At 74.4% G+C, this 18752-nt stretch carries 19 protein-coding genes; 16 read left to right on the top strand and 3 right to left on the bottom strand.

The window, feature by feature from the left end:
- The first annotated feature begins 104 nt into the window (after positions 1-104).
- A complete protein-coding gene (gene glmM, locus JE024_RS14365) occupies positions 105-1463 on the top strand; it encodes a phosphoglucosamine mutase (protein ID WP_205373977.1) in 1359 nt (452 codons plus the stop codon).
- Positions 1464-1534: 71 nt separating this feature from the next.
- On the opposite strand, the gene JE024_RS14360 is transcribed toward glmM, so the two are convergent.
- A complete protein-coding gene (locus JE024_RS14360) occupies positions 1535-2476 on the bottom strand; it encodes a DUF389 domain-containing protein (protein WP_205373976.1) in 942 nt (313 codons plus the stop codon).
- An 11-nt stretch (positions 2477-2487) separates the two neighbouring features.
- On the bottom strand, positions 2488-3483 hold the full coding sequence (gene coaA, locus JE024_RS14355; RefSeq protein ID WP_205373975.1) for a type I pantothenate kinase: 996 nt from the start codon (positions 3481-3483) through the stop codon (positions 2488-2490).
- A 180-nt stretch (positions 3484-3663) separates the two neighbouring features.
- On the opposite strand from coaA, the gene JE024_RS14350 reads away from it, so the two are divergent.
- The 9 genes from JE024_RS14350 to JE024_RS14310 all read left to right on the top strand — a co-directional run bounded on the left by JE024_RS14350 (position 3664) and on the right by JE024_RS14310 (position 13623).
- A complete protein-coding gene (locus tag JE024_RS14350; RefSeq protein ID WP_205373974.1) occupies positions 3664-4680 on the top strand; it encodes an ATP-binding cassette domain-containing protein in 1017 nt (338 codons plus the stop codon).
- Positions 4677-5486 (top strand): ABC transporter permease, encoded by an 810-nt coding sequence (locus JE024_RS14345; RefSeq protein ID WP_205373973.1) that lies wholly within the window; start codon positions 4677-4679, stop codon positions 5484-5486. Before JE024_RS14350 ends, JE024_RS14345 begins: the two co-directional genes overlap by 4 nt.
- A gap of 58 nt (positions 5487-5544) precedes the next feature.
- Complete coding sequence (gene glmS, locus JE024_RS14340) at positions 5545-7392, top strand: glutamine--fructose-6-phosphate transaminase (isomerizing) (RefSeq protein ID WP_205373972.1); 1848 nt, start codon at positions 5545-5547, stop codon at positions 7390-7392.
- A 40-nt stretch (positions 7393-7432) separates the two neighbouring features.
- Positions 7433-7801, top strand: coding sequence for a holo-ACP synthase (locus JE024_RS14335; protein ID WP_205373971.1), 369 nt, complete (start codon positions 7433-7435; stop codon positions 7799-7801).
- Between the two features lie 334 nt (positions 7802-8135).
- Positions 8136-9599, top strand: coding sequence for an NAD(P)H-hydrate dehydratase (locus JE024_RS14330; protein WP_205373970.1), 1464 nt, complete (start codon positions 8136-8138; stop codon positions 9597-9599).
- A 692-nt stretch (positions 9600-10291) separates the two neighbouring features.
- Positions 10292-11491: an alanine racemase gene (gene alr / locus JE024_RS14325; RefSeq protein ID WP_205373969.1), complete on the top strand. Its 1200-nt coding sequence runs from the start codon at positions 10292-10294 to the stop codon at positions 11489-11491.
- Positions 11492-11501: 10 nt separating this feature from the next.
- Entirely contained in the window at positions 11502-12725 is a 1224-nt protein-coding gene (locus tag JE024_RS14320) for an alpha/beta fold hydrolase (RefSeq protein WP_205373968.1), read from the top strand.
- On the top strand, positions 12697-13218 hold the full coding sequence (tsaE, locus tag JE024_RS14315; RefSeq protein ID WP_205373967.1) for a tRNA (adenosine(37)-N6)-threonylcarbamoyltransferase complex ATPase subunit type 1 TsaE: 522 nt from the start codon (positions 12697-12699) through the stop codon (positions 13216-13218). The genes JE024_RS14320 and tsaE overlap by 29 nt, the downstream gene beginning before the upstream one ends.
- A gap of 198 nt (positions 13219-13416) precedes the next feature.
- Positions 13417-13623, top strand: a complete 207-nt coding sequence (locus JE024_RS14310) for a hypothetical protein (protein ID WP_205373966.1) — start codon at positions 13417-13419, stop codon at positions 13621-13623.
- Positions 13624-13693: 70 nt separating this feature from the next.
- On the opposite strand, the gene JE024_RS14305 is transcribed toward JE024_RS14310, so the two are convergent.
- Positions 13694-14251, bottom strand: a complete 558-nt coding sequence (locus JE024_RS14305; RefSeq protein ID WP_205373965.1) for a L,D-transpeptidase — start codon at positions 14249-14251, stop codon at positions 13694-13696.
- Positions 14252-14376: 125 nt separating this feature from the next.
- Between JE024_RS14305 and tsaB the strand changes: the two genes are divergently transcribed.
- The 6 genes from tsaB (at position 14377) to JE024_RS14275 (ending at position 18749) form a co-directional block, all read left to right on the top strand.
- On the top strand, positions 14377-15030 hold the full coding sequence (gene tsaB, locus JE024_RS14300) for a tRNA (adenosine(37)-N6)-threonylcarbamoyltransferase complex dimerization subunit type 1 TsaB (RefSeq protein ID WP_205373964.1): 654 nt from the start codon (positions 14377-14379) through the stop codon (positions 15028-15030).
- On the top strand, positions 15027-15512 hold the full coding sequence (gene rimI, locus JE024_RS14295; RefSeq protein WP_205373963.1) for a ribosomal protein S18-alanine N-acetyltransferase: 486 nt from the start codon (positions 15027-15029) through the stop codon (positions 15510-15512). The genes tsaB and rimI overlap by 4 nt, the downstream gene beginning before the upstream one ends.
- Complete coding sequence (gene tsaD, locus JE024_RS14290) at positions 15505-16605, top strand: tRNA (adenosine(37)-N6)-threonylcarbamoyltransferase complex transferase subunit TsaD (protein WP_205373962.1); 1101 nt, start codon at positions 15505-15507, stop codon at positions 16603-16605. The genes rimI and tsaD overlap by 8 nt, the downstream gene beginning before the upstream one ends.
- Complete coding sequence (locus JE024_RS14285; protein WP_205373961.1) at positions 16602-16859, top strand: hypothetical protein; 258 nt, start codon at positions 16602-16604, stop codon at positions 16857-16859. Before tsaD ends, JE024_RS14285 begins: the two co-directional genes overlap by 4 nt.
- 231 nt (positions 16860-17090) lie before the next feature.
- The gene (locus tag JE024_RS14280) at positions 17091-17447 is read left to right on the top strand and encodes a YciI family protein (protein WP_205373960.1); all 357 of its coding nucleotides are present in this window, start codon (positions 17091-17093) and stop codon (positions 17445-17447) included.
- 33 nt (positions 17448-17480) lie between these two features.
- Positions 17481-18749 carry an RNA polymerase sigma factor gene (locus JE024_RS14275; protein WP_205373959.1) on the top strand — a complete coding sequence of 423 codons (1269 nt, stop codon included), beginning with the start codon at positions 17481-17483 and terminating at the stop codon, positions 18747-18749.
- The last annotated feature ends 3 nt before the right edge of the window (positions 18750-18752 follow it).

Raw genomic sequence — 18752 nt, 5'->3', positions numbered from 1 at the left:
GTTCGCCCCGGCGGCACTCGTTGCTGCCGGGGCGTTCGTTTATCGACTCCCGACGACCTCGGGCGTGCAAGAGTTCGAGCAATCAGCTTCTCGGAGGAACACCAGTGGGACGACTCTTCGGAACGGACGGCGTACGCGGTGTGGCCAACGCCGATCTCACGGCCGAGCTCGCGCTCGGGCTGTCGGTCGCGGCGGCGCACGTGCTGGCCGAGGCGGGTTCCTTCGCCGGCCATCGCCCGACCGCTGTGGTGGGCCGTGACCCCCGTGCGTCCGGAGAGTTCCTGGAGGCCGCCGTGGTGGCCGGTCTGGCGAGTGCCGGAGTCGACGTGCTGCGCGTCGGTGTGCTGCCCACCCCCGCGGTGGCGTATCTCACCGGTGCGCTCGGCGCCGACCTCGGTGTGATGCTCTCCGCCAGCCACAACGCCATGCCGGACAACGGCATCAAGTTCTTCGCCCGCGGCGGGCACAAGCTCGCCGACGAGCTGGAGGACCGCATCGAGCAGGTCTACGAGCAGCACCGCACCGGTGAGCCCTGGGAGCGCCCGACCGGCGCCGGGGTCGGCCGGGTCAAGGAGTACGACGAGGGCTTCGACAAGTACGTCGCCCACCTCGTCGCCGTCCTCCCGAACCGGCTCGACGGTCTGAAGATCGTGCTGGACGAGGCGCACGGCGCCGCGTCCCGCGTGTCGCCCGAGGCGTTCACCCGCGCCGGTGCCGAGGTCGTGACCATCGGCGCCGAGCCGGACGGCCTCAACATCAACGACGGCTGCGGATCGACCCACCTCGGCCTGCTCAAGGCCGCCGTCGTCGAGCACGGTGCCCACCTCGGCATCGCGCACGACGGCGACGCGGACCGCTGCCTGGCCGTGGACGCGGCGGGCGAGGAGGTCGACGGCGACCAGATCCTCGCCGTGCTCGCCCTCGCGATGCGCGAGGCGGGCACCCTGCGCGGCGACACCGTGGTGGCCACCGTCATGTCGAACCTCGGCTTCAAGCTGGCGATGGAGCGCGAGGGCGTCGAGCTGGTGCAGACCGCGGTCGGCGACCGCTACGTGCTGGAGGCGATGAAGGAGAAGGGCTACGCGCTCGGCGGCGAGCAGTCCGGCCACGTCATCGTCCTCGACCACGCCACCACCGGTGACGGCACGCTGACCGGTCTGATGCTCGCGGCCCGTCTCGCCGCGACCGGCCGCTCGCTCGCGGAGCTGGCCGGTGTGATGGAGCGGCTGCCGCAGGTGCTCGTCAACGTCCGCGACGTCGACAAGTCCCGGGTGACCACCTCCAAGGAGCTGTCCCAGGCCGTGACCGAGGCCGAGCGCGAGCTCGGCGCCACCGGCCGGGTGCTGCTGCGCTCCTCGGGCACCGAGCCGCTGGTGCGCGTGATGGTCGAGGCCCCCGACCTGGAGCAGGCGAAGAGCGTCGCCGGCCGGCTGGCCGACGTCGTCAAGTCCTCGCTGGGCTGACCCGATCCGTACGTACGAGGGCGCCCCCGGACCACGGTCCGGGGGCGCCCTCGTACGTACGGTCCGCGGAATCAGCCGGTGCGCTGCGCCCGGCGCCGGCTGCGGCGCCATAGCGCCTTCTGCACCAGCAGGGTCGCCGTGCCGGCGAGCACGATGCCCGCGAGGTTCAGCAGGAGCTGCTCGGTCGAGCCCCAGGCCTGCGCGTACTCGCGGTAGCTGAAGGCGACGGCGGCGTTGGCCGCGGCCGGGACGGTCGTCACCGAGATGGCCACGCCGACCAGGGCGCCCGACTTGGCCGACGTCAGCGAGAGCATGCCGGCCGTGCCCGCGAGGGCCGCGACGACGAAGGAGAAGGCGTCCGGGTCGTAGATGAAGCGGGTGTTGGGCCGGTCGCCCTCCACCTGCTCGTCCGTGAACAGGCCGAGCGCGTCCATCAGCAGGCTGAAGCCCACGGTCACCAGCATCGCGGCCGCGAAGCCGGCGATCAGGGCGATCACGGAGCGCCAGGCCAGGCGCGGTGTCCGCCGCACCAGGGCCGTGCAGATCCCGGCCAGCGGCCCGAACTCCGGGCCGACGGCCATCGCGCCGACGATGAGGATCGCGTTGTCCAGGACGACGCCGCAGGCGGCGATCATCGTCGCCAGCATCAGGAACGCCAGATAGGTGACGCTGAGCGTCGACTCCTCGTGCGTGGCGTCCGAGAGCTGCTCCCACAGCACCGCGTCGGCGGCCTCCCCCGGCGCCTCCTTCTCCGCCCGGTCGGCGCGCGCGGACAGGGACAGCCCGATCTCGTCCACGGACACCGAGCCGGACTTGTCGATCCCCATGGCCCGCAGCTCGGACAGGACCGCGTCGCCGGCCTCCCGGGCGACGTCGCACAGCACGAGGTCGCCGCGCGGATCGCGGGCGGCCCCTTCCAGGACCACCAGGTGGGCCGTGCCGACGGTCCTCTCCAGCAGGCCGGTCACCTCGGCCGTGCGGTCGGCCGGTGTGATCACTCGCAGGTGCAGCACGCGGGGTCCCCCTAGAGCTTGCGCAGCGACAGCCGCTGGACCTTGTGGTCGGGCCCCTTGCGCAGCACCAGTGTGGCGCGTCCCCGGGTGGGGGCCACGTTCTCCAGCAGGTTGGGCTTGTTGATGGTGCGCCACATGGTCCGGGCGTAGTCCAGGGCCTCCTCCTCGGAGACCTGGGTGTACTTGCGGAAGTAGGAGAACGGGTTCTGGAACGCCGTCTCGCGCAGCTTGCGGAAACGGTTCAGGTACCAGGTCTCGATGTCCTCGGGCCGCGCGTCGACGTACACGCTGAAGTCGAAGTAGTCGGCGAGCCCGACCCGGGTGCGCCCGTCCTTGCCGGGCAGCGCGGGCTGGAGGACGTTGAGCCCCTCGACGATCAGGATGTCGGGTCTGCGGACGGTCAGCCGCTCGTCGGGGACGATGTCGTAGATCAGGTGGGAGTAGACGGGCGCGGTGACCTCGTCCTTGCCCGCCTTGATGTCCGCGACGAACCGGGTCAGCGCCCGGCGGTCGTACGACTCCGGGAACCCCTTGCGCGACATGAGGCCGCGGTCGGCGAGCTCCTTCATGGGCAGCAGGAAGCCGTCGGTGGTGACCAGCTCGACCCGCGGGTGCTCCGGCCAGCGGGCGAGCAGCGCCTGGAGCAGCCGGGCCACGGTGGACTTGCCGACGGCCACGGAGCCGGCCACCCCTATGACGAACGGCGTCCCCCGCTGGGCGCCGTGGCCGTTGCCCGCGTCGCCGAGGAAGGTGTTGAGGGCGCCCCGCAGCTCGGCCGTGGCCTGCACGTACAGGTTCAGCAGCCGGGACAGCGGCAGGTACACGTCCCGGACCTCGTCGAGGTCGATGACGTCGCCCAGACCCCGGAGCCGTTCGACCTCCTCGGCGGTCAGCGGCAGCGGCGTTTTCTCGCGCAGGGCGCTCCACTCCGCGCGGGTGAGGTCGACGTAGGGGGTCGACGGAGGCTCTGCCCGGCGGTGGGCGCTTCGTGGCGGCGAAGAGATCACAGGGCCCATTGTCGGGGCTGGGCCCCGGTTGTGGGGGGTGGGCTGGATCACGCCGGTGCGTCCCGGGGCCCGTCGCGGACCGGGACCGGGCGGAATGTCCGTGGCGTGCGTCACAGTGGGGGAAGAGGTGGGCGCCGACCCGCGACGTCCGCGACAGCGCGAGGTCACGAGGGGAATCCCATGACGTACGCGATCCAGGCGGAGGGCCTGGTCAAGCGGTTCCGAGGCACCGAGGCCCTGGCGGGGGTGGATCTGGCGGCCCGGACGGGTTCGGTGCTCGGCCTGCTCGGTCCGAACGGGGCGGGCAAGACGACGGCCGTGCGGATCTTCGCCACCCTGCTGCCGCCCGACGGCGGCCGCGCCACGGTGGCCGGCCACGACGTGGTCGCCCAAGCGGGCGCGGTGCGCTCCCTCATCGGCCTGACCGGCCAGTACGCGGCCGTCGACGAGAACCTCACCGGCACCGAGAACCTGCTGCTCATCGGCCGTCTGCTCGGTATGACCAGGCCGGACGCCCGGGCGCGCGCCCGGGAGCTGCTGGCCCGGTTCGGGCTGTCGGACGCCGCGGGGCGGGCGGCGAAGACGTACTCCGGCGGTATGCGCAGACGCCTCGATCTCGCGGCCAGCCTGGTCGGGCGGCCCAGCATCCTCTTCCTGGACGAGCCCACCACCGGGCTCGACCCGCACAGCCGCGGCGAGCTGTGGGACATGCTGCGCGCCCTGGTCGCCGAGGGCACCACCGCCCTGCTCACCACCCAGTACCTGAACGAGGCCGATGTGCTCGCCGACGACATCGTGGTCATCGACCGGGGCCGGGTGATCGCCCAGGGCACGCCCGACCGGCTGAAGAACGAGGTGGGCGGCCAGGTGCTGGAGGTCCGCCCGCTCGCCCCCGGCGACCTCGCCGCCGCGCACGCGCTGGTCGCCCGCGCTGCCGGGCCCGGCACCCGGATCGAGGGCGACGCGGTCACCGCCCCGGTGAACGACCCGGAGCTGATGCCCGCGGTGGTCCGCGGCCTCGACGCCGAGGGCATCGCGGTCGGCGAACTCGCGCTGCGGCGCTCCTCGCTCGACGAGGTCTTCCTCGCCCTCACCGGACACCGGGCCGAGCCCGGCGGCACCGACGGCGCGGACGGCGCGGACCCGGCCGGCGACGGGGGCGCCGCCGGGCAGGCGGAGGCGGTGGGTTCGCGATGACCGGCGCGGCGGTCACCGCACCGCTCACGGGCTCCGGCCGCGTGCGGCCGCTGGCGTGGGCCGGGCAGACGCTGACGATGGCGTGGCGCAGCCTGGTGGCGGTCAAGCACAACCCGCTGGAGCTGGTGGACTACTCCGTCACGCCGATCATGTTCGTCTTCCTCTTCACGTATGTGCTGGGCGGGCAGATGGCCGGTTCGACCGACGCCTATCTGGAGTACGCGCTGCCCGGGATCATCGTGCAGAACACCCTCTTCATGACGGTGTACACGGCGATGGCGCTCAACACGGACCTGACGAAGGGCGTCTTCGACCGGCTGCGCAGCCTGCCCATCGCCCGCTCCGCGCCGCTCATCGGGCGGATCACGGCGGACCTCGCCAAGCACGTGTGGGCGATGCTGCTCATGATCGGCATCGGGCTGCTGATGGGCTTCCGGATCACCGGCGGCTTCGGCGGGTTCCTGCTCGGCGCCGTGCTGCTGATCGTCTTCGCGGCGGCCGTCTCCTGGACGGCGGTGCTCATCGGGATGCTCGCGGGCGACGCGGAGAAGGTGCAGGCGTTCGCCTTCACCCTGATCTTCCCGATCACCTTCACCAGCAGCGCGTTCGTCATCGTGGACACGATGCCGGGCTGGCTCCAGGCCTGGAGCGACGTCAACCCGGTCACCCATCTGTCGGACGCCTACCGGGGGCTGCTCGTCGGCGGTCCGGTGGCGGAGCCGGTGATGTGGTCGCTGGTGTGGGCCGTGGGGATCGCCGCGGTGTTCTGCCCGCTGGCGATGCGGGCGTACCGCGCCAAGGTCTGAGCCCCGGGGCCCGGTCCGTCTCGGTGCCGTGCCGGGCCCCGAGCCGTAGGCTGCCGACATGTGCGGAATCGTGGGTTACGTCGGCGGGCAGTCGGCGCTTGATGTGGTCGTCGCCGGTCTGAAGCGGCTGGAGTACCGCGGATACGACTCGGCGGGTGTGGCGGTCCTCGCCGACGGGGGACTCGCCGCGGCGAAGAAGGCGGGCAAGCTCGTCAACCTGGAGAAGGAGCTGACGGAACGGCCGCTGCCGGCCGGCTCCACCGCCGTCGGGCACACCCGGTGGGCCACCCACGGCGGGCCCACGGACGTCAACGCCCACCCCCATCTGGACAACGCCGGGCGCGTCGCCGTCGTCCACAACGGGATCATCGAGAACTTCGCCGCCCTGCGGGCCGAGCTGGCCGAACGCGGCCACGACCTGGCCTCCGAGACGGACACCGAGGTGGTCGCCCATCTGCTGGCCGAGGCGTTCTCCTCGGCGGGCGACCTCGCCGAGTCGATGCGCATGGTGTGCCGGCAGCTGGAGGGCGCCTTCACCCTGGTGGCCGTGCACGCGGACGAGCCCGACGTGGTCGTCGGCGCCCGGCGCAACTCCCCGCTGGTGGTCGGGGTGGGGGAGGGCGAGTACTTCCTCGCCTCGGACGTGGCCGCCTTCATCGCCCACACCCGCTCCGCCGTGGAACTGGGCCAGGACCAGGTCGTGGAGCTCCGGCGGGACGGGGTGAGCGTCACCGGCTTCGACGGGGAGCCCGCCGACGTGCGGGCCTACCACGTGGACTGGGACGCCTCGGCCGCCGAGAAGGGCGGCTACGACTACTTCATGCTCAAGGAGATCGCCGAGCAGCCGAAGGCCGTCGCCGACACCCTCCTGGGCCGTATCGACGCCTCGGGGGCGCTGCGCCTCGACGAGATCCGCATCCCGGCGAACGTGCTGCGCGAGGCCGACAAGATCGTCGTCGTCGCCTGCGGCACCGCCTTCCACGCCGGGCTGATCGCCAAGTACGCGATCGAGCACTGGACCCGGATCCCGTGCGAGGTGGAGCTGGCGAGCGAGTTCCGCTACCGGGACCCGATCCTCGACCACCGCACGCTGGTCGTCGCGATCTCGCAGTCCGGCGAGACCATGGACACGCTGATGGCGCTCCGGCACGCCCGGGAGCAGGGCGCGCGGGTCCTCGCGATCTGCAACACCAACGGCTCGACGATCCCCCGCGAGTCCGACGCGGTGCTCTACACCCACGCCGGACCGGAGGTCGCCGTCGCCTCGACCAAGGCGTTCCTGACGCAGGTCGTCGCCTGCTACCTGGTCGCGCTGTACCTGGGGCAGGTGCGCGGCACCAAGTGGGGCGACGAGATCCGGGCGGTGATCCGCGACCTGGCGCAGATCTCCGGCGCGGTGGAGCGGGTGCTGGAGACGATGGAGCCGGTGCGGGAGCTGGCGCGCTCGCTGGCACACAAGAACACGGTGCTCTTCCTGGGCCGCCATGTGGGCTACCCGGTCGCCCTGGAGGGCGCGCTGAAGCTCAAGGAGCTGGCCTACATGCACGCGGAGGGCTTCGCGGCCGGTGAGCTCAAGCACGGTCCGATCGCGCTGATCGAGGAGGACCTGCCGGTGGTGGTGGTCGTGCCGTCGCCGCGCGGCCGGTCCGTGCTGCACGACAAGATCGTCTCCAACATCCAGGAGATCCGGGCCCGCGGGGCGCGCACCATCGTGATCGCCGAGGAGGGCGACGAGGCGGTCGTCCCGTACGCGGATCACCTCATCCGGATCCCGGCGACCCCGACGCTGCTCCAGCCGATGGTGGCCACGGTGCCCCTCCAGGTGTTCGCCTGCGAGCTGGCGACGGCCCGGGGCAACGAGGTCGACCAGCCGAGGAACCTGGCGAAGTCGGTGACGGTGGAATGAGCGCGGCGACGCGCGCGGGAAGGGCGGGGGAGACCGGCTGATGATCATCGGGGTGGGGATCGACGTGGCGGAGATCGACCGGTTCGCCGAGTCGCTCCGGCGCACACCGGCCATGGCCCGGCGGCTGTTCGTCGAGCACGAGCTGCTGCTGCCGAGCGGGGAACGCCGGGGCAACGCCTCCCTCGCGGCCCGGTTCGCCGCGAAGGAGGCCCTGGCCAAGGCGCTCGGCGCCCCGGGCGGGCTGCTCTGGACGGACGCCGAGGTCTACGTCGAGGACTCCGGCCGCCCCCGCCTCCGGGTCCGCGGCACGGTCCTGGCGCGGGCGACCGAACTGGGCGTGCGCACCTGGCACGTGTCGCTCAGTCATGACGCGGGGGTGGCGTCCGCGGTGGTGATCGCGGAGGGCTAGGGCGTGTTGCGAGAGCAGCTCCGTCCGCCCGAAGGGCGGGGCCTGCGGCGTCTGGTGCGTGCGATCGCAAGGCGGAGGATCATCCTCGTACCGGGCGTACTCGGATGACTCCGACAACGCGGCATGGGGGTACCTCCCAGCGGTAGCTGGGGGAGGGCGTGCCAGGCGTCGCGGGCCAGGAGGGACTCTCGCAATACGCCCTGGGGCCGCGCCGCACGTCGGGCGTTCGGACCCGGACCAAGGACCCGGGGCCCTCGCACCACGTCGGCGCCCCCCCGACGTGCCGGGGCGGGACGCCGCGTCGACGGCGTCCGGCTGGGGCAGACTCGGGGGCATGCGTAGTGCGTACAGCGTCGAAGCGGTCCGGCACGCCGAGGAACGGGTGATGGCCCGGCTGCCGGAGGGCGTTCTCATGCAGCGGGCCGCCGCCGGACTGGCCGCCGCCTGCGCCGGGCTGCTGGGCAGGGTGTACGGGGCCCGGGTGGTGCTGCTCGTCGGCAGCGGGGCCAACGGCGGCGACACCCTCTTCGCCGGCGCCCGGCTGGCGCGGCGCGGCGCCGGGGTCGCCGCCGTGCTGCTCGCCCCCGGGCGGACCCACCGGGCGGGCCTGGCGGCCCTGTTCGCCGCGGGCGGCCGGGTCGCCGACGACCCGTTCGAGCCGCTGGCCGCCGCCGATCTCGTGCTCGACGGCATCACCGGCATCGGCGGCCGCGGCGGACTGCGCCCGGACGCGGTGCCGGTGGCCCGTGCCGCCCGCGGGTCCGACGCCGTCGTCGTCGCCGTCGACCTGCCGAGCGGGGTCGAGGCGGACACCGGGGAGGTCCTGGGCGAGGCGCTGCGGGCGGATCTGACGGTCACCTTCGGCACGTACAAGCCGGGCCTGCTGGTGGACCCGGCCCGGGAGTACGCCGGAGCCGTGCGGCTGGTGGACATCGGCATCGGGGACGAACTGCCCTCCGTCGCCGGTCTGGAGGCGCTCCAGCACGCCGACGTCGCCCGGATGCTGCCGCTCCCGGCGGCCGAGAGCGACAAGTACCGGCGGGGTGTCGTCGGCGTCGTCGCCGGTTCCGCGCGCTACCCGGGGGCGGCCGTGCTGGCCGTGGCCGGCGCGCTGCGGGGCGGCGCCGGGGCCGTGCGGTACGTGGGCCCGGCCGCCGACGCGGTGATCGCCCGCTTCCCCGAGTGCCTGGTCAGCGCCGGGCCGCCCGGGAAGGCGGGCCGGGTCCAGGCATGGGTGGTCGGGCCCGGCATCGGCGAGAACGCCGACGCCGTGCGCGAGGTCCTCGCCACCGACGTGCCCGTCCTCGTCGACGCGGACGGGCTGCGCCTGCTGGACGCCGGGGACCTGCGCGGCCGGGCCGCGCCCACGCTGCTGACCCCGCACGCGGGGGAGGCCGCCGCGCTGCTCGGCGTGGCCCGCGAGGAGGTGGAGGCCGCCCGGCTCACCAGTGTGCGCGAGCTGTCCGCCCGCCACGGGGCGACGGTGCTGCTCAAGGGCTCCACCACGCTGGTCGCCGGCCCGGACGGCGGCACGCCGGTGCGGGCCAACCCGATGGGGACCCCCTGGCTGGCGACCGCCGGCAGCGGCGACGTCCTCTCGGGCCTGGCCGGTTCCCTGCTCGCCGCCGGTCTGGACGCCCGCGACGCGGGATCGGCCGCCGCCTATCTGCACGGCCTCGCGGCCCGGCTGGCCGCCGCCCGGGGCGTCCCCCTCACCGCCTACGACGTGGCCGCGACGCTCCCGGCCGCCTGGCACGACGTCCGCGATCCGGGCGACGGAACCCCCGGGGAGCCCTGAGCGGTCCCACCACGCGGACACCGGGGGCTGCCGCGTCCCTCCCGGATACCGCCTTTCCGGCCCGCGCCACGCCGGTCCCGTCCGCCCGGGTGGGCGCCACGCCGCGCGAGTCCTCGGCCGCGCCGGGCCGGGCGCGCGGGTGGGGGAGCGCCACGGGCCGCGAGCTCTCGGGCCGCGCCGGGCCTTTCCGCCCGGGTGCACGCCCACGCCGCGCGAGTCCTCGGCCGCGCCGGGCCGGGCTCGCGGCAGCCGCGCCGATTATCGGCCCCTGTCGCGCCACGCCGGGCCCTTTTGCCGCGCCTCGCGACTCACCGTGCCGGTCCGCCCGCCCGGGGTGGGTGCCGCGCCGAACCTGCGGCCGGGGGAACACGCGCCGCCCCGGCTGTTGGGCGGGCGCGGGTGCCTCGCGATTTCTCGGCCGCGCCGGTCCCGTCCGCCCGGGCGGGCGCCGCGCCGCGCGGGGTCTGCGACCGGGCCCTTTTGCCGCGCCTCGCGACTCACCGCGCCGGTCCGCCCGCCCGGGTGGACGCCACGCCGAACCCGCGGCCGGGGGAACCCGCCCCGCGCGAGGCCCCGGCCGCGCCGCGCGGGGGCCGTGCGGGGCGCGGTCCGGGCGTTCCGCCGCACGCCGCGGCGGGTGTGCGGTGCCGGGCGGGCGGGGGCGGGCGGCGGCTTCTGAGAGACTTGCCGCGATGAGCCAGACACCGCCGCCGCACCCCGCACCGCCACGCGCCCGTGCCGAGATCGACCTCGCCGCCCTGCGCGCCAACGTCCGTGCGCTGCGGGCCCGTGCGCCGCACTCCGCGCTGATGGCCGTGGTGAAGTCGGACGCGTACGGCCACGGCATGGTGCCCTGCGCCAGGGCCGCACTCGACGCCGGTGCCGCCTGGCTCGGCACGGCGACCCCCCAGGAGGCGCTCGCGCTGCGCGCCGCCGGTGTCGGCGGCCGGATCATGTGCTGGCTGTGGACCCCGGGCGACCCGTGGCGCGCGGGCATCGAGGCCGACCTCGACATGGCCGTCAGCGGTATGTGGGCGCTGCGCGAGGTCACCGCGGCGGCCCGGGAGGCGGGCCGCCCCGCCCGGATCCAGCTCAAGGCCGACACCGGGCTCGGCCGCAACGGCTGCCAGCCCGCCGACTGGCCCGCCCTGGTCGCCGCCGCCCGTGCGGCCGAGGACGAGGGCCTGGTCACCGTCACGGGTCTGTGGTCCCACTTCGCCTGCGCCGACGAGCCGGGGCACCCCTCGATCGACCGGCAGCTCCACCTCTTCCGGGACATGGTCGACCACGCCGAGAAGGCCGGTGTGGAGCCGGAGGTGCGGCACATCGCCAACTCCCCGGCCACGCTGACCCTGCCGGAGTCCCACTTCGACCTCGTGCGGACGGGCATCGCGATGTACGGCGTCTCCCCGGCGCCCGAGCTGGGCACCCCGGCCGAGCTCGGGCTGCGTCCGGTGATGACGCTCGCCGCGTCCGTCGCCCTGGTCAAGCACGTGCCCGCGGGCCACGGGGTCAGCTACGGGCACCACTACGTCACCGGCGGGGAGACGACCCTCGGACTGGTCCCGCTCGGCTACGCCGACGGCATCCCCCGGCACGCGTCCGGCCGGGGCCCGGTCCTGGTCGGCGGCGAGTGGCGCCGGGTGGCCGGCCGGGTGGCGATGGACCAGTTCGTGGTCGACCTCGGCGGGCAGACGGTCGACGAGGGGGCCGAGGCGCTGCTCTTCGGCCCGGGCGACCGCGGCGAGCCGACGGCGGAGGACTGGGCGCAGGCCGCGGGGACGATCGCTTACGAGATCGTCACCCGGATCGGGGCGCGGGTCCCGCGCGTCCATCTCCACGAGCAGCCCCACGACCCGGCGCCCGGGCGGCCGGCCGCCGTCGACGAGTAGGAGAGGCACGGTGAGCGAGACCAGCACGGGGGACGCCGTCGCGGCCGCCGCGGCGGCGACGGGCGCCTGGCGCAGGGCGGGAGGCGTCGCCGGCACGGCCATAGGCGTCATCGCCGCCGGCGCGGCCGCCGGTGTGGCGCTGGAGCGGCTCACCGTGGGCCGGGGCATGCGGAAGAAGGCCCGGCTCGCCCTCGACGCCACCGGCCCCTACGGATCGCTGCGCGGCGTCCCCGGCACGGCGGTCGCCGACGACGGCACCGAGCTCCACTACGAGGTCGAGGACGTCGACCCGCAGGTGGCCGCGCCGCGCCGGCGGCGGCTGTTCGGCCGCAAGGCGCCCGCCCCGGTCACCGTGGTGTTCAGCCACGGCTACTGCCTCGGCCAGGACTCCTGGCACTTCCAGCGGGCGGCCCTGCGCGGCCTGGTGCGCACGGTCTTCTGGGACCAGCGCAGCCACGGCCGCTCGGCCCGCGGTGCCTCGCAGGCGGGCCCGGACGGCGTGCCGGTCACCATCGACCAGCTCGGCCGGGACCTGAAGGCCGTGATCGACGCGGCGGCGCCCGAGGGCCCGCTGGTGCTGGTCGGCCACTCGATGGGCGGCATGACGATGATGGCGCTGGGCGCGCAGTTCCCCGGGCTGGTGCGCGAGCGGGTGGCCGCCGCGGCCTTCGTCGGGACCTCCGCCGGCCGTCTCGGCGAGGTCAACTACGGGCTGCCGGTGGCGGGCGTCAACGTGGTGCGCCGGGTGCTGCCCGGGGTGCTGCGGGCGCTCGGCTCCCAGGCGGAACTGGTGGAGCGGGGGCGCCGGGCGACGGCGGACCTCTTCGCCGGGCTGATCAAGCGGTACTCGTTCTCCTCGAAGGACGTGGACCCGGCCGTCGCCCGCTTCGCGGAACGGCTGATCGAGTCGACGCCGATCGACGTGGTCGCCGAGTTCTACCCGGCGTTCACCGAGCACGACAAGTCCGCCGCGCTGCCGGTCTTCGCCGGTCTCCCCGTGCTCGTCCTCGCGGGCGACAAGGACCTGGTGACGCCGACCACGCACAGCGAGGCGATCGCGGACCTGCTGCCGGAGGCCGAGCTGGTCATCGTCCCGGACGGCGGCCACCTGGTGATGCTGGAGCATCCGGAGGCCGTCACCGACCGGCTGGCGGACCTGCTGGTGCGGGCGGGAGCCGTACCGGCAGCGGCTAACGTTGGCACGTATGGAAGCACTGCACAGCCCGGGAGCTGAACCGGCCGTCCGCTCCGCCCGTCTCTCCGTCGAATCGCCGGAGCGGATGCGGGACCTCGGGCGCTCCGTCGCCAAGCTGCTGCGCCCCGGCGACCTCGTGATGCTGACCGGCGAACTGGGCGCCGGCAAGACGACCCTGACGCGCGGTCTGGGCGAGGGGCTCGGGGTGCGCGGCGCCGTCACCTCCCCGACGTTCGTGATCGCCCGGGTCCACCCGTCGCTGACGGGCGGCCCCGCGCTGGTCCACGTCGACGCCTACCGGCTGGGCGGGGGCCTCGACGAGATGGAGGACCTCGACCTCGACGTGTCGCTGCCGGAGTCGGTGGTGGTGGTCGAGTGGGGCGACGGCAAGGTGGAGGACCTGACCGACGACCGTCTGCACGTGCTGATCCACCGGACGGCGGGCGACACGGACGACGACCACCGCGAGGTGACGCTCCGCGGCCACGGGGCGCGGTGGTCCGGCGTGGACCTGGAGTCGGCGACGGCCTGATCCGGAGCACCCGGTGGCGTGAAGCGGCGACGGCCTGATCCGGAGCACCCGGTGGCGTGAAGCGGACGGCCGCGCCGTATGTTCCGACAAGACGTCGGGAAAATGTTGCGCGGGCCGCCTCACGCGTGATGACATGGTGCGGAGAGCTGGTTAGGTTCACCTAACCAAGGCGGCCCCCGGAGCCCCCAGGAGGCGTCCATGCCGGCATCCGAGCGCGCGGCAGAGTCCGCGCAGACCCGACAGCCGTCCCCGTCCGCGGCGTCCTCCGCGTCGCCCGCTCCGCTGTCCATGCGCGATCTGCTGGCGTCGTGCGCCGCGGCGAGCGCCGTGTCGACACCGCCGCGCGCGGTGCCCCGCGAGGGGACGCGGCACGGCGGGAGCGCCCCGCGGCGGGACGCCGCCTAGCCGGCGCGTTCGATTCGTACAGCCGTCCCCGTACGGGTGCCCGCGGCGCCCCGGGGCGGATCACCGGGCCCTACGGGACGACGACGACCCGCGCGCCGATCGCGGCGAACTTCCACATGGCGTCCCCGTCGGCCCGCTTCATCCGGACCCCGCCCGTCTTCTTGGACGGGTCCGGGCTGGCCATCGAGCCGTCCACCGCCGCGCTGAAGCCGATGGAGACCCCGCCGACGGTCGCGAAGCGCACCACGTGCTCGATCGGGGTGCCGTCCGACCCGGCTACCTTGCCGGAACGCGAGGTGACCGCGTACGTGCCGGGCTTCGGGTCGACGGTCGACGGCATGACGGTGAAGGTGCGCGGCTCGCCCTTGTCGTCCACCAGCCAGACCCGCCGGTCGGCGAGCGCGTAGACCACCCGCGCACCGGTGCCCGAGTCGGCCGGCACGGCGAGCGGGTCGGCCGGCTTGGCCTCCGGGCTGCCGGAGGCGCTGGCGGACGGGGCGGGGCTCTGCGAACCGGGGGCGGCCAGGTTGTCGGGCATGTTCGCCGACGCCTGGTAGGCGAGGAACACGACGCCCGCCAGCGCGGCCGCCGTGAGCCCGGCCACGAGTCCCGAGCTGCTGCGTGCCACCGTGCCCACCCTTCGCTTCCGTGTCCATCCCTGTGCCGGTCGTATCCCGGTCGTGGTGACGTTAGCAGCAGCCGTCCCGTTCGACGGGCACCGTGCCCCTCCGCCGGGAGCCGTAGGCTGTTTGCGTGCTCTTGCTCGCCATGGATACCGCCACTCCCGCCGTCACCGCCGCGCTCCACGACGGCACGTCCGTCGTCGCCGAGTCCAGCCGGGTGGACGCCCGCCGGCACGGGGAGCTGCTGCTGCCCGCCGTCGACCGCGTCCTCGCCGAGGCCGGGGTGAAGCCCGACGCCGTCACCGGCCTCGTCGTCGGCGTCGGCCCCGGGCCGTACACCGGCTTGCGCGTCGGCCTGGTGACGGCGACGACCTTCGCCTCGGCGCTGGGGATCCCCGTGCACGGGGTGTGCACGCTGGACGGACTCGCCTACGCCTCCGGCATCGACGGCCCCTTCGTGGTGGCCACCGACGCGCGCCGCAAGGAGGTCTACTGGGCCCGGTACGACGACGCCCGCACCCGCGTGACCGAGGCCGCCGTCGACCGCCCGGACGACATCGCCGAGCAGGTCGCCGGCCTGCCGGCGGTGGGCGCCGGTGCGGTGCTCTACCCCGGTACGTTCCCGGACGCCCGCGGCCCCGAGCACGTCAGTGCGGCGGCGCTCGCGGCGCTCGCCGCCGAACGGCTGCGCTCCGGCGCCCCGTTCCTGCCCGCGCTGCCGCTGTACCTGCGCCGCCCCGACGCGCAGGTCCCCAAGAACTACAAGGTGGTCACCCCCAAGTGAGCGCCGCCGTCCTGCGCGAGATGCGCTGGTGGGACCTGGAGCCGGTGCTGGAGCTGGAGCACGAGCTGTTCCCGGAGGACGCCTGGTCGCCGGGGATGTTCTGGTCCGAGCTCGCCCACGCGCGCGGCCCCCGGGCCACCCGGCGCTACCTGGTGGCGGAGGAGGGGGGCCGGATCGTCGGCTACGCGGGCCTCGCGGCGGCCGGCGGGCTGGGCGACGTCCAGACCATCGCCGTGGAGCGCGGCCAGTGGGGCACCGGGCTCGGCGCCCGGCTGCTGACCGACCTGCTCCAGCACGCCACCGCCTTCGAGTGCGAAGAGGTCCTGCTCGAAGTGCGCGTGGACAACACCCGGGCCCAGAAGCTCTACGAACGCTTCGGCTTCGAGCCCATCGGCTTCCGCCGCGGCTACTACCAGCCCGGCAACATCGACGCCCTCGTCATGCGACTGACCGTACAAGGAACAGAGACCACTGATGGCTGACGAACCGCTTGTACTCGGCATCGAGACCTCCTGCGACGAGACCGGCGTCGGCATCGTCCGCGGTACGACGCTGCTCGCCGACGCCATCGCCTCCAGCGTCGACACCCACGCCCGCTTCGGTGGAGTGGTGCCGGAGATCGCCTCGCGCGCCCACCTGGAGGCGATGGTCCCGACGATCGAGCGCGCGCTGAAGGAGGCCGGCGTCTCCGCCCGCGACCTCGACGGCATCGCGGTCACGGCGGGGCCCGGTCTCGCGGGCGCGCTGCTTGTCGGCGTCTCGGCGGCCAAGGCGTACGCGTACGCCCTCGGCAAGCCGCTCTACGGCGTCAACCACCTCGCCTCGCACATCTGCGTGGACCAGCTGGAGCACGGCCCGCTGCCGGAGCCGACGATGGCCCTGCTGGTCTCCGGCGGCCACTCCTCGCTGCTGCTCGCCCCGGACATCACGGCCGACGTCCGCCCCATGGGCGCGACGATCGACGACGCGGCCGGCGAGGCGTTCGACAAGATCGCCCGGGTGCTGGACCTCGGCTTCCCCGGCGGTCCGGTGATCGACCGGCTCGCCAGGGAGGGCGACCCGCGCGCCATCGCGTTCCCGCGCGGCCTGAGCGGGGCGAAGGACCCGGCGTACGACTTCTCCTTCTCCGGTCTGAAGACGGCCGTGGCGCGCTGGATCGAGGCGAAGCGGGCGGCGGGCGAGGACGTCCCCGTCCGGGACGTGGCGGCCTCCTTCCAGGAGGCGGTCGTCGACGTGCTGACCCGCAAGGCGGTGCGCGCCTGCAAGGACGAGGGCGTCGACCATCTGATGATCGGCGGCGGCGTGGCGGCCAACTCCCGGCTGCGCGCGCTCGCCCAGGAGCGGTGCGAACGGGCCGGCATCCGGCTGCGGGTGCCGCGACCGAAGCTGTGCACCGACAACGGCGCGATGGTGGCCGCCCTGGGCGCCGAGATGGTCGCCAGGAACCGGCCCGCGTCGGACTGGGAGCTGTCGGCGGACTCCTCGCTGCCGGTGACCGAGTCCCATGTGCCCGGCAGCCACCACCACGGCCACGACCACGTCCACGAGGTCAGCAAGGAGAACCTGTACTCGTGACGGTCGTCGCGCTGATGTGGGAGGCCCGGGCGGCCGAGGGCCGGGGCCCCGAACTGCTGGAGTGGGCCCGCTCCCGGGAGCTGGCCCGTGAGCCCCTGCGCCGCGAGACGCTGCGGGCGGCCGGGGACAGGGTGCTGGTCATCACCTGGTGGGAGGCGCCGGACACGGCCGCCGAGCTGCCCGAACTGCCGGAGCCGGCAGCGGACATGATCACCCGGCCGGTCCACCGCTGGCGCTTCGAGTCGCTGGGCTGAGCCGCCGGGGGCGGGGCGGTGGGGCCCGGCGGGTTCGGCCTTCCCGTCCCCCCGGAGGTGCTCCGGCGCGCTCCCGGAGAGGCTCCGGCGCGCCGTTTCCGCGCGTCCGCCGGGGTGCCGGAAAAAAACTCGGCGAGAATCTCCGCCGCCCGTGTCGATCCGGCGGCCCGCCGTTCGACGCAGGGGTGAGAGCGGGGAACGGACCCGCCCGCACACGATGGAGGAGTCACCATGCCGCGCTTCCTTTCGATGGTCCGCATCGACGAGAACGAGATGGCCGGAGCCGAGTTCCCCGACGAGTTCAACGACCGGATGGGCAAGCTGCTGGAGGAGATCACCAAGGCCGGCGTCATGCTCGACACGGCGGGGCTGATGCCCACCTCCCAGGCCACCCGGGTGACCTGGTCCGGCGGCAAGGTGTCGTACACCGACGGCCCCTTCACCGAGACCAAGGAGGTCGTCGGCGGCTACGCCATGATGCAGTGCAAGGACATGGCCGAGGCCGTGGAGTGGGCCCGCCGCTTCGTGGAGGTGCACCCCGCCGAGTGGTCGGTGACCTGCGAGGTCCGGGAGATCCAGGCGGGCTGAGTTTGCCCCCGCACCGGGCGGCTGCTCTGATGGGTGGCCGTGACGGCAGCAGGAGCGCAGAAGACGGCCGAGACGGTCGAGGCGGTTTTCCGGATCGAGTCCGCGCGGATCATCGCCGGTGTCACCCGGGTCGTGCGGGACGTGGGGATCGCCGAGGAGATCGCGCAGGACGCTCTCGTCGCCGCGCTGGAACAGTGGCCGGAGTCGGGTGTCCCGGACAGACCGGGCGCCTGGCTCATGGCCACCGCCAAGCACCGCGCGATCGACCTCGTACGCCGCCGGGAGACGTACGCGCGCAAGCTCGCCGAGGTCGGGCGCACCCTGGAGGACGCGCCGCCGCCCGAGGAGCCCGCCGGGCCGGACGACATCGACGACGACCTGCTGCGGCTCATCTTCACGGCCTGCCACCCGGTGCTGTCGACCGACGCCCGGATCGCGCTGACGCTCCGGCTTCTCGGCGGTCTGACGACCGAGGAGATCGCCCGCGCCTTCCTCGCCGCCGAACCGACCGTCGCCCAGCGCATCGTGCGCGCCAAGCGGGGTCTCGCCCGGGCCGGTGTCGCCTTCGAGGTGCCCTACGGGGCCGACCGGGCCGAGCGGCTGGGATCCGTGCTGGAGGTCATCTACCTGGTCTTCAACGAGGGGTACGCGGCGACCGCCGGCGACGACCTCGTCCGCCCGGCGCTCTGCGAGGACGCGCTGCGGCTGGCCAGGGTGCTCCAGGGGCTGATGCCCGCCGAGCCGGAGGTGCACGGGCTGGCGGCCCTGCTGGAGTTCCAGGCGTCCCGCATCCCGGCGCGCACGGGGCCCGGGGGAGAGCCGGTGCTGCTGGCCGACCAGAACCGATCGCGCTGGAACGGCCTGCTGATGCGGCGCGGCGTCGAGGCCCTGCACCGGGCCGGCGGCGGCCCGTACGGGCCCTACACGCTCCAGGCGGCGATCGCGGCCTGCCACGCGCGGGCGGGGCGCTACGAGGACACCGACTGGGCCACCATCGCCGCCCTCTACGCGCAGTTGGCGCGGCTCACCCCGTCCCCGGTGGTCGAGCTGAACCGCGCGGTCGCGCTCTCCATGGCCGAGGGGCCCTCGGCCGGCCTCGCGCTGGTGGACGCCCTGAGGGACGAACCGGCCCTGAAGGACTACCACTTGCTGCCCAGCGTGCGGGGCGACCTGCTGGCCCGGCTGGGCCGTCACGAGGAGGCGTGCGACGAGTTCGAGCGGGCCGCCGGGATGACGCGCAACGCCCGGGAGAGGGAACTGCTGCTCGACCGCGCCGACCGCGCCCGCGCCGGACGGCCCTGACGC

The sequence above is a fragment of the Streptomyces zhihengii genome (assembly GCF_016919245.1).
GTDB classification, from domain to species: domain Bacteria; phylum Actinomycetota; class Actinomycetes; order Streptomycetales; family Streptomycetaceae; genus Streptomyces; species Streptomyces zhihengii.
Note: the sequence above shows the minus strand (reverse complement) of the source record. Positions and strands in the feature narration are given on the sequence as shown.